Source organism: Paenibacillus sp. P46E (genome assembly GCF_001909095.1).
GTDB classification, from domain to species: domain Bacteria; phylum Bacillota; class Bacilli; order Paenibacillales; family Paenibacillaceae; genus Paenibacillus_AQ; species Paenibacillus_AQ helianthi.
Genome location: NZ_LVYZ01000049.1, coordinates 44,799 through 56,127, shown reverse-complemented (window position 1 = coordinate 56,127; position 11,329 = coordinate 44,799). Strand labels below are relative to the sequence as shown.

General features: G+C 52.5%; 4 protein-coding genes. All 4 read left to right on the top strand.

The genetic code is table 11. The features are described from left to right. The first annotated feature begins 100 nt into the window (after nucleotides 1–100). The 4 genes from A3849_RS18770 to A3849_RS18755 all read left to right on the top strand — a co-directional run bounded on the left by A3849_RS18770 (nucleotide 101) and on the right by A3849_RS18755 (nucleotide 11,277). Nucleotides 101–8,806 carry a chitobiase/beta-hexosaminidase C-terminal domain-containing protein gene (locus tag A3849_RS18770; protein ID WP_074112798.1) on the top strand — a complete coding sequence of 2,902 codons (8,706 nt, stop codon included), beginning with the start codon at nucleotides 101–103 and terminating at the stop codon, nucleotides 8,804–8,806. Between the two features lie 21 nt (nucleotides 8,807–8,827). After that, nucleotides 8,828–9,517, top strand: a complete 690-nt coding sequence (locus A3849_RS18765) for a S1 family peptidase (RefSeq protein ID WP_074112797.1) — start codon at nucleotides 8,828–8,830, stop codon at nucleotides 9,515–9,517. Nucleotides 9,518–9,631: 114 nt separating this feature from the next. Further along, nucleotides 9,632–9,994, top strand: a complete 363-nt coding sequence (locus tag A3849_RS18760; protein ID WP_074112796.1) for a LytR/AlgR family response regulator transcription factor — start codon at nucleotides 9,632–9,634, stop codon at nucleotides 9,992–9,994. A 104-nt stretch (nucleotides 9,995–10,098) separates the two neighbouring features. After that, nucleotides 10,099–11,277, top strand: coding sequence for a MalY/PatB family protein (locus A3849_RS18755; RefSeq protein ID WP_074112795.1), 1,179 nt, complete (start codon nucleotides 10,099–10,101; stop codon nucleotides 11,275–11,277). Nucleotides 11,278–11,329 lie beyond the last annotated feature (52 nt).

The window sequence follows — 11,329 nt, the reverse complement described above, 5'->3', positions numbered from 1 at the left end:
AGTGAAGCAATGCCCACATCAATCACGGATGATTGGTGTGGGTATGCTTTACGCTCTGAAGTACGCTTACGAATCCCATTACAATAGAGGTGGTGTCATGATGGCAAGGAAGCATAAATCATTCATCGGGCTGGCTATTGCGCTGGTAATCCTGGCGGCCGCTGCCGTTACCGGCGGTTTGCTGGCCAAGGCGGATGGGCAGACCTGGACAAGCTCGGCCGATACGGCTTGGTATAACCCGGTTTACACTACGTTTAAAATTGATTCGGCCGCGAAGCTGGCCGGGGTGGCGAAGCTGGTCAATGAAGACCCGGATGGGAGCATTGACGGCCTCCGTAATAAAATTCTGGAGATCGACAGGAATCTGGATTTATCCGCCCATCTGTGGGTGCCGATCGGGACGGGAGAGCATCCTTTTCACGGGACGCTGATCTCCAAAGACGGGGCTATGCTTACTCTCTCCGGTATGAGAGTGGAGCCTGGCATGTCTTATCAGGGACTTGTCGGAAATATGGACGGCGGCACCGTGGGCGGCTTTGAATTCGATTCAAACGGTTCCATCAGCGTAACCAGCGTCACATATGATGTCTATGCAGGTGCAGCTGTCGGCAAAATGACTGGAAATAGCACGGTATATGATATTACCAATAAAATGAAAATTGAAACCATCAGTTCACCTTATAAGGCCTATACTGGCGGTATTGTGGGTATGGGAACGGGAACAGTCTCTAATTCTGTGAACCAGGCTTCCATTACAGGAAACGGGGTTTCGGCTGTAGGTGGAATCATTGGCTACAGCGGTCCCGGCAATCTGAAAATGAAGAAGGTGTCCAATTCGGGAGCGGTTCTGGCTAATAGCCAGGGAGGGACGAGCTATGCCGGAGGGATTGCCGGATATACCTCAGGCTCTCTGATTATGAACGACGAGGATACGATGATCACCAATAGTGCAGCGGTTGAAGCGACCGGTGGGGATATCGTCTATGCCGGAGGGATTATCGGCAAAACGGATGGAACGGTCGTGTACTCTAACGCAACCACCAGCAGCGGAGCTGTAAATATCAATGCCCCGGCAGCGGCAGGCTCCTATGCCGGCGGATTGATTGGCGGAGTGGGAGCTGTTCAGAACCCGGATATTTCAATTAACTTCGTCCATTCTGCTCCCGTAACCAACAACGGCGGTACGAATGTATATACCGGTGCTATTGTAGGGCATGCAGACAGTCCGCTGACCTGGGCCGCCGGATATAAGAATACAAATCCAGTCACTGCGACCGGATCACAAAATATATATACTGGCGGATATATCGGATTTGCGGCACATGGCCTTATTCTGAATAATCCGGCACCGGAGGCGTATCAAAATACAGCGGTGATAACGGTATCCGGCGGGACGGTAGTATATACCGGGGGAATCGCCGGTTATGATGCCGGAGGCAGCATCACACACGCTTCCTTCGCAGGTACTATGAATGTCACCGGTGCCGCAAATGTCTATACTGGCGGTATTGCAGGATATGAAATCGGCGGTACCCTTGCGGCTTCACAGGCCGGTGATACGGCGGGTCATTTCAATGAGATCACTTCCGATGGAACGCTCGGCGGAATTGCCGGTTATCTGGAGGGTACAATCAGCAATTCAACAGTGAAGCATTTGACACTGAGAGCTACGTCCCAGGGCGGCATCATTGGCGGAATCGCCGGAAGTGCACAAGGAACCATCACCGGTGTCTTGGCCGGGGACCCTGACAGTACGGACTATAACAGCCTGCGGTTCGAAGCGTCCGTAGCAACACCTGCCCCGGACGGCCGGGACAACATAACGGCCGGGGGCATTGTCGGAATGAACGATAAGGCGCTTATCTTAACCAACAGTAAAGCGGCCAAAACCGGATTCATTAGCGCAGCCGCCAGAAGCGGCTATACATTCGGCGGCATTGCTGGACGCCTGAATACGGCAGCTTCCATTGGTACAGCAGCACAGGCAATAGAAGCCAGCGATATACTAGTGGAAATGAAGGCGGACCAATTGAGCTTCGGCGGCGCTGTCGGCAGCAACCTTGCTTCCGCACTGTATCTGCATACGAACCGGATTGACATTCGTGCTGAGGCTTCAAAGGGTTATGCCGGAGGTATCTTTGGTGAGAACCACGGAACCAGCCCGTACGTGCTGGCCGAGAACATAACGATCAGTTCACCAGGGACTGATAATGCAGTAGGCGGAATTACCGGTTTCAATACTGGAACGCTGACTGATGCTACCTCGCACTCGGTGGTCATTACGGCAAGCGGCCTTCGTACTGAAGCGGGCGGGATTGCGGGCCGTTCCGAAGGGATCGAAGGCAATCGGGCAAGCCTGATTACACCGGTTATGCTTGCCGGTGAGAATGCGCTTATAACCATTACAGGTACAGATGTCCAGGCAGGCGGAATTGCCGGTTTTGCCAGAGCTACAGATATTGTGCAGCCTTTGGCATCGGCTATCGCGCCGGATTATGTCATCTTCTCCATAAAAGGAACAGGAGCAAAAGCCGGCGGATTGGCCGGAGCTCTGGAGAACAGCACCATCAGCGGAGATTCGACAGCGCTGAATGCAGAAAATTTGTTAATGAACTCTACAATAGAAGGAACGGACGCTTTTATCGGCGGACTGGTCGGTTATAATGATAAATCCCGCCTGGAGCGTCTGGTCGGCAAATCGCTGAACCTGACTTTGAGCGGTCCGAACGTGAAGGCAGGCGGTATGACCGGATACAATCTAGGGACGAACACAGCTGTAATTGCGAACAACTACATCACAGCCCTTAGTCTGAAAACCAATGCATCAGCAGACGGTTCGATTGTCGGCGGGATTGTTGGCCTGAACGAGGCGAGGGGTGGGGATCCGGTCCAGAATCCGGGCACAGCCGTCAGTACGATTCAGAACAGCCGCACTCTGGGCAGTATTTCAGCCGTTTCTCCATCGTCCGTGATCGGCGGCATGGTGGGTGAAAACCGGAGCCTGATTGCCAACAACAGCATCACAGACAAGCTTCCGGTGAGCTCTAAAGGCAATAATGCCATCTTTGGCGGATTGGCCGGACGCAATACTGCTACTGGAACGCTATATTACACGTATTCCAATGCCAATATGACGATTGAAGGTGCTGGAACACTGGCAGGCGGGCTGGTTGGTGACAATGCCGGACAAGTCAAAGGCTCCTATGTAGACATCGATATTACCGGTAAAGCGACGGGCAACTCCAGCCAGTACGCTCTTCTCGGAGGCCTGATCGGCAGAAACAGTGCAGGTTCGGTAGAACAGTCCTACTCATCCTCCAAAGTGACTGCAAACGGGGGATACACCGTAGTCGGGGGACTGGTAGGAGAGCATGCGGGCGGCAACATCAAGAACTCTTACGTGGCCAAGAGCGTTAACGCCATTGCGGAGCATTCCTATGCTGGCGGCTTGATTGGCAGAATCACGAATGGGAAAGTTTCCAATACCTATTCTGCAGCGGAAGTGATCGTAAAGGGTGGTGCCTATGCCGGAGGTTTTGCCGGAAGGTACGATAATGCCAGCAAAGAACTCCTTTACAAATCCTACTATATTAAAGACGGGGCACTCAATATCAACACAGACCTCCCTGACTTTGCCGAAGGCAACCACCGCTGGCTGGACGTACATGTGCGTCTGACCACCATTCTCTCGGAAACACTCCGGGACAGAAACGTATTCCCTGGATTGTCCGGCTGGGATTTCAATGGCGCCTGGAAATACGGTTCATTGAATGCGGAATACAAGTACCCTGAAGTGAACCGCGAAGCCAATACCGGCGGGGATGCCGGGGGCGGTGTGAATTCAAGCATTAACTGGTATATGAAAGACAAGGATGCTATCGGCTTCCAGATTTCGAGCGAAGCAGAGCTTGCCGGTCTGGCCTCCATTGTGAATGGCACGATTGTTGGTGTGGAGCCGTTTGATTTTGCGGGCAGAACCATTACCGTGATGAATCCGATCCATATTCAATCCAAACAATGGACACCAATTGGTGAGACGGAAGAGCATGCCTTTCAGGGAACTCTCGACGGAGGCCGCCACCTGATTGACGGTCTCACCATGCAGTCGGCAGTATTCAGCAATTCCGGATTGTTCGGGGTCATCGGAGATGAGGGCACCGTGAAGAATATGAATCTGGAGCCATTGTCTATTGCAGGCAATCAATACACCGGAGGCATTGCCGGACAGAACAAAGGGACCGTATCGAACATTGATCTGAAGCTGCTGAACGGCAACAAGATCAGCGGGGGGACGGTTGGCGGAATGATCGGCAAGAATACTGGCTCGGTTTCGGCACTGCATCTGACGCTGGATGGCGGCAGTAGAATCGAAACGTTATATACGGGCGGTCTGGCCGGCGGTATTATTGGCGACAATACGGCGGAGCTGATCTACACTGCAGACAGTGACAGCACCAAAGTTCTTGCCGCATCGACTTATCTTCTGACGTCAGTGGACGGCAGCATCGGCAGTTCTGCTGATCAAGCCGTCATTGGCGGGATTATCGGCCGGCAGTCCGGCAATGTCACAGGAATGAACGAGGAAGTAAGCTCGAAATACCGGATTACATCCACAGGTGCGGATAGTATCACAGGTGGACTGATTGGACATTTTGCTTCCGGCAGTGCCAAGCAGTTGACCGTAACATTTACAGATGGTCAGCTTGAAGCCAAAGGACTGGACTCCGTTCTCGGCGGGTTGGCGGGTTACGCGGACGCACAGACTGTATTGTCGAATGTTATGGTACAAGGCCCAGGCACTGGCATACAGCTGAACGGCAACGGTACAGTCGGCGGTGCTGTGGGCGTGAAAGACGGTGCAGCTGGCGGCATGACGCTCACGAAGACTGTATCCGCCAGCAATATATATGATATGGAACAAGTTGAAGTAAGAGGCGTTGCATTATCTGCTGTAGAGGGCAGTCTGCAAGCTGTGATTGGCGGGATTACCGGTGAAGCTTCAGATGCAGCGTTGAATAATCTGGAATTCAGCGGGTCTGTGCAATCATCCGGCGAAGCCAATATGGCTGGCGGAATTGTCGGACATGCGGTGAATACATTGCTCTACCATGCGAATGCAGCAGCAGAGCTTTCCGTTACGGCGAAGAATGGTGAAACTGCCGTAGGCGGGATTGCCGGAAGCCTTTCGGCAGATGATCTGAACGCAGGCTACGATTTTGGTAAACCTTACCCCTTGTACAGAGGGATCTATCTGGCAAAAGCAAATACCGGAACCATTCGCGTAACCGGCTCCGGGAATACTGCCGACCTCTATGCCGGAGGGATCACGGGTAAGAATACGAATGCTTCCATCTACCGCTCAGAAGCGGCATCCGGTCTGAGTGTTACTGGAGGCAACACTGTAAATGTTGGCGGAATCGCAGGCTACAGCAGCGGTATTATCGTAGACAACTCTGCAGCGAGCAGTCTGAACGCAGACAGCAGCAGGGAGTATAATGTTGGCGGTATTGTCGGCTGGGGAGAGGGTGGCCAGATTCATTACAGCAAAATCACTGCTGCTGATGGAGAAGCTATCACAGTAGGCACGGCGCTGACCCTGGGTGAATCCGTACCGGCAACCCGTGCCGGTGGTCTGGTCGGCCTCGGGGATTACTTGATCATCACCAATTCTCATGCGGATATTCCGCTGCGGATTACGGATACGAATCAGGACAATACGATTTATGCGGGCGGTTTTGCCGGTCTTTTGGGAGACAGGGATACCCGCGAAGGACACATTGAACGTTCCTATGCTACGGGAGCATTAACGGTAAGCGGCAAATTAGGCTCCTATACCGGCGGTTTCGCCGGTTCAGTAGATCATTTCAGCATCAAGGATGCCTACGCTTCAGGCAATATCAGTAATACGGGCTTCGATACACGCAGCGGCGGATTTGCCGGGACGGTGGAAAGAAATGCCGTGATCAGTGAGTCCTTTGCGCTTCAAGCGAAAATATCTACGGTGGGTGTCAAGTCCTCCACTCGTTCCTACACAGGAGGCTTTGCAGGCTATAACGATGGAGCCTTGACTGGGGTTTATGCCAATGTGCCGGATATTGCTGTCAACGTGACAGGGCCGACTGTCTATGCAGGACAGCTGGCAGGTTATAATTTCCGGGATGGTAAAATTAACAGTTCAACATTCTCTCCAAAAGTAAGTGAGCTACCTGCCATCGGTCGTAACGCTGGTGCGGTACCTGAGGCTGTGCCGGTAGATGCCTGGAACCCGCTGGCTTCAGGCAAATGGAGTATCGATGTGGATACTTCATTTATGGACCAGGCAGTTGATGGTACGGTGACTCTGAGCACACCTCAGCAGCTTAAGGGGGCAGTGCTGCTCTATAATGAGACTGGTGTTGCGTATTACCGCTTGTATAACAGAACAGCTACTGAAGGTATGATACTTAACAAGCTGCTGCTTGCAGCCGATATGGATCTCGGGGAGAGCCCATGGACTTCGTTCGACAGATTCATTGGAGTATTGGATGGACAGGGACACACCCTATACAGGCTGCAGGCGGGAACGGCAGAGCACAAGTATAGCGGATTTGTCTCAGAGAATTACGGAGAAATTGCCAATGTGAATTTCGCGGATGCCCGGATTGAGGCGGGCACGGATGCCGGGATCATTGCGGGGATTAATCATAGCGGAGCGTCAATTCACAATGTAAATCTCAGCGGCAGCGTGCTGGGCAGTGAAGCTGCGGGTGGTGCAGCGGGAATGAACCAGGGAACGCTGGCGGCCATCAGGGCCATGAACCTTAAGATTGAAGGCAAAGGATATGCCGGAGGCATTGCCGGTACGAACGAAGGCATTATTAATAAGTCCTCTTCAGCCGGCAGTGTGAGTACCACCGGTCCTGCAGCAGGAGGTATTGCCGGATGGAATGCTTCCCAAGGGACAATTTCAGATTCCATGTCCTATGTGGATGTCAGCGCAATAGCTGATCAGACGGCAGCGGGAGGGATCAGTGGTCTGAATGCTGGCGAGCTGACGAACACGTATGCTTCAGGCCGGATCCGGGCATCCGGAACCTTGAAGGCATGGGCCGGCGGGATCGCTGGCCATCACACTGAAGGTTCCATTGTTTCCTCCCTGAATACAGGAGAAATTACTGCAGTTGTGAATGGGGAAATCCGTCCGCAGCAGGCATTCTTCGGCGGTATTACGGGCCAGAAGGATAATGGAGCCACGATCAGCCGTTCTGTCTTCAACCGGCAAATGCTGAAGCGGAATATTGCTTACTATGACAGTGACGGCAAGAGCAAGGCGGGCGATCCCGTTAGCGAAGGATTGCCGGGCTCTGAGCTTGTGAAGATGTCACTGCCGGGGGTATTGGATGCGGCTCACTGGAAAGCGCATGAAGGCTTCTATCCTGTACTCAATACATTTGACGGAACGGACGAAGGCGTGCTCGGTTCCGCAGCGGTGATCTTGAGTCCGCAGGATCTCATTAACCGTGTGAACTTGAGCTTTGCCCTTAGCAGCGGCAGGGCATTGACCTGGACTGCAAATCCGGCCCAAGCTGTCATCAGTGCAGCTTCCGGCAAGCTGCAGACCAGCGGCAGCGCACTGCTGACTGCAACACTCAATGGCTCAAGCCGGAGTATCACGGTCAACGAAGCAGCAGTTAAGTTCCCTGAGCCGGCAGCTGCTGCGCCGACTGTTGTCTCAGGTGACAAAGTATTCTATGGTCAAGTGAGTGTGGTTCTGGCCACGAATGAGCCGGGAGGAATCATTTATTATACACTCGACGGCAATCTTCCTACGGAATATTCACAGCGTTACAACGGGCCGATTGTTCTGACAACGGCAACCAACATCCGGGCGATTACCATTGTGGATAATAAGGAATACAGCAAGGAATTAAATGATCTATGGTCGCCGCCATTTGCGGGGGGAGGCGGTGGCGGAGCCATCATTCCGCCAGTGAAGGAACCCGCTATCTCTGCGATCGCAGGCATCACTACTACAAATGGGGACAGCGAAGCGCCAGTCAAAGTGGCTAAGAACAGCAAGCTGAAGCTGACCGCGCCTGAGGGACAGACGATCTATTACACCACGGACGGCAGTACCCCGACGGTGAACAGCAAGAAATACACCGCAGAGATACTGATCACAGGCAATATGACGATCAAGATGATTACGGACAAGGATGATACGGTAATCACAATTGAATACGAGGTTGAAAATGCAAAGTACAAGCTGAAGAACGATGCGTCTGAAGTGAAATATATGACTGCACCTGCAACCGGAATGTTCGCCCCAAATAAGGCGATTACCAGATACGAGACGATTGCCGCTCTGGCACCGCTGCTTGATATGGAAGAAGTGAATGTAGGGAACCTGTTCAACGATGTAACCGCCGAGAATCAGGCACTGACCGCTTTCTTTGCTTCTGCCGGCATCATTGAAGGATATCCGGACGGTGGCTTCGGGGGAACGAAAGGCCTGACAAGAGCCGAATTCTCCAAAATCTTGACCACCGTGCTCCATCTGGATGTTACAAAGAACGGTGTTACGAAGCAGGCGGATCTGAAGGGCCATTGGTCGGAGAAATATGTGAATGCACTGTCCAAAGCCGGTTATGTTCAGGGCTTCCCGGACGGTACCTTCAAGCCGGGCGACTCCATTACACGGGCACAGGCTGTTGTGATGATCAACCGTATTATCGGGGCCAAAAGGCTGAATGTGACCACGGTACGTTTCAAGGATCTGCCAGCGACCCACTGGGCGTATAATGACATTATGTCTGTAGTGAAATAATCAGAAGCGGAGGACAAGGGGATGAAAAGAAACTGGATGGCTGTCTGCCTGGTCATCTCTATCCTGTCTGCAATACTCTTCTATACCGGTACCTCCAGTGCCGACACCCCCCTGGTGAATAACGCTGAGCAGACGTATCAGCTTGCAGAGAATGCAATATTTTACCTGCGGGTACTGAAAAGCGACAATACAGCAAGCGCCACAGGGACGGGAATTATCCTGTCTTCCGGGGGAACGGCGGCAACGGCCTACCATGTAGTCAAAGGCGCGGAGCGGATGGAAGGGATCTTGGCAGACGGGACGGTGATCAGTCCGATCAAGGTTAGCAGATACGATGAGTTAAAGGATGTGGCTCTGCTGAACCTGCCTGATCCGGCAGCCCTGAAACTAAAAGGAAATGCATATTCGTATTTGAACGTGCGGAGCGAAGCGGTTAAGCCTGGTGAAGCCGTGTTCGCATTGGGGTATCCTTTGAAGAATACGAATATTATCACCGAAGGTATTGTCAATTCGCCTAATGCGCAGATTAACGGCAGAAGCCGGATTCTGACCACGGCCCAGGTGGCGAGCGGCATGTCCGGCGGGCCGCTGATGGATGCACACGGCCAGCTGGCCGGAATCATCTCCGGTTCACTGCGCACCATGAACAATATCCATCTGGTTATCAATACCGAAGATCTACGCAGCCTGCTGCCGGCAGTGACCGAGTAGACAGCAGCAGAACCGTATCAAACTGGCTGCCCTCAGACGTTTATGCAAACGGGGGGCAGCTTTTTTTTACATTTCAGCGTCTGGAGCGCACCAGCTTGCGGGAGGGGGAACGGTATGATCAAGGCATTTTTGCTGGATGTGAACCAGAAGGATCTGTACAGGCTCTCATATATGCTTGAGCGTACGGGGAAGGTCGATGTGATTGGAATGTCTCCCTGCCCTCAGGAGGCTGTGGATAAGATTATTCTTTATCAGCCCGATGTGCTGTTTATGGATCTTCAGGGGCCAGGCCAGCAGGAAATGATGCTGGCGGAGTTTGTGAAGAAAAAGGTTCCCCGTATTCAGATAGTAGTCGTCACAGACAGCAAACAACATGGATTATGGGCCTTTGATCAGGCCGTGGCAGATTATGTCCTGAAGCCGCTGGAGGAGGTACGCCTTAATCAGTCACTGGAACGCTTAGGCCAGGGAAGCTGAAGCCGAATCGAAGGAACTAGGTTACCTGAAGCTGAATCAGGGTGCCGGAAGTGTCTCCCCATGTTACAATAAATGAACAAGCAGAAAGGATGGGGTGATTTTAGTTGAAGTACGATTTTAACCGTATCATTAACCGCCGCAATACCCGTTCATACAAATGGGACCAGTCCGAAAAGCTGTTCGGAGACAAGGAGATTCTTCCACTCTGGGTGGCGGATATGGACTTTGAGAGCCCCCCTGCGGTACAAGAAGCCATTCTGCGCCGTGTGCAGGAGGGGATATACGGCTACAGCGTGACGAGCGATTCTTACAAAGAGGCGATTACGGGCTGGTACCGCAGACGTCATGACTGGGAGATTCAAAAGGAATGGATTACGGATTCCCCCGGAATCGTAACATCGCTGAGCCTTTCGGTAGAGCTGTTCAGCAACCCGGGAGATCAGGTGATTCTGCAGTCGCCGGTCTATTATCCTTTTTATGATGTGATCCGGATGAATGACCGCAAGGTGGCCATCAATCCGCTGAAACTTGAAGAAGGCCATTATGTTATGGATTACGACCAGCTCGAAGAGCTGATGATCGGCGGTGCCAAGCTGCTGCTGCTGTGCAGTCCGCATAATCCGGGCGGTAGAGTGTGGGAGCGGAATGAGCTTCTGCGCCTTGGGGAGCTATGCCTGCGGTACGGCGTAACGGTAATCTCGGATGAAATTCATTGTGATCTGGCAATGCCGGGCCACAAGCATATTCCGTTCGCCTCCTTGTCTGAGGAGCTGTCGAATATCACACTGACTACGCTTGCGGCTACCAAAACCTTTAACCTGCCGGGACTGCAAACCTCATACATCGTTACCTCCAATCTGGAAATGAGAAGGAAATTTGAGTACAAGCTTAAGACGCTCAGTCTGCACATGTCTGCTTTCTTTACGCCAGAGGCTGTAGAAGCAGCATACAATGAAGGCGGGGAGTGGCTGGATGAGCTGTTGCAGCATATCAGTGGAAATGTGGAGTATGCCACCCGTTACCTTGGAGAGCATCTTCCTCAAGTGAAGCCAATGACTCCGGAAGCCACTTACCTGTTGTGGATCGATTGCCGCGCACTTGGACTGGATGCTGATGGTTTGAAAAAGCTGATGTACCGTGAAGCGAAGGTGGCTTTTAATGAAGGTTCTGTATTTGGCACAGAGGGACAAGGCCATCTGCGGATTAATCTGGCTTGCCCGCGTTCCGTTCTTGCTGAAGCACTGAAGCGTTTCTGTCAGGCTGCTGCACCTTACGTAAAATAAGAACACGATAATCATAGGTCCGCCGTATCTCCTTAGAACAGGTTATGTTCGG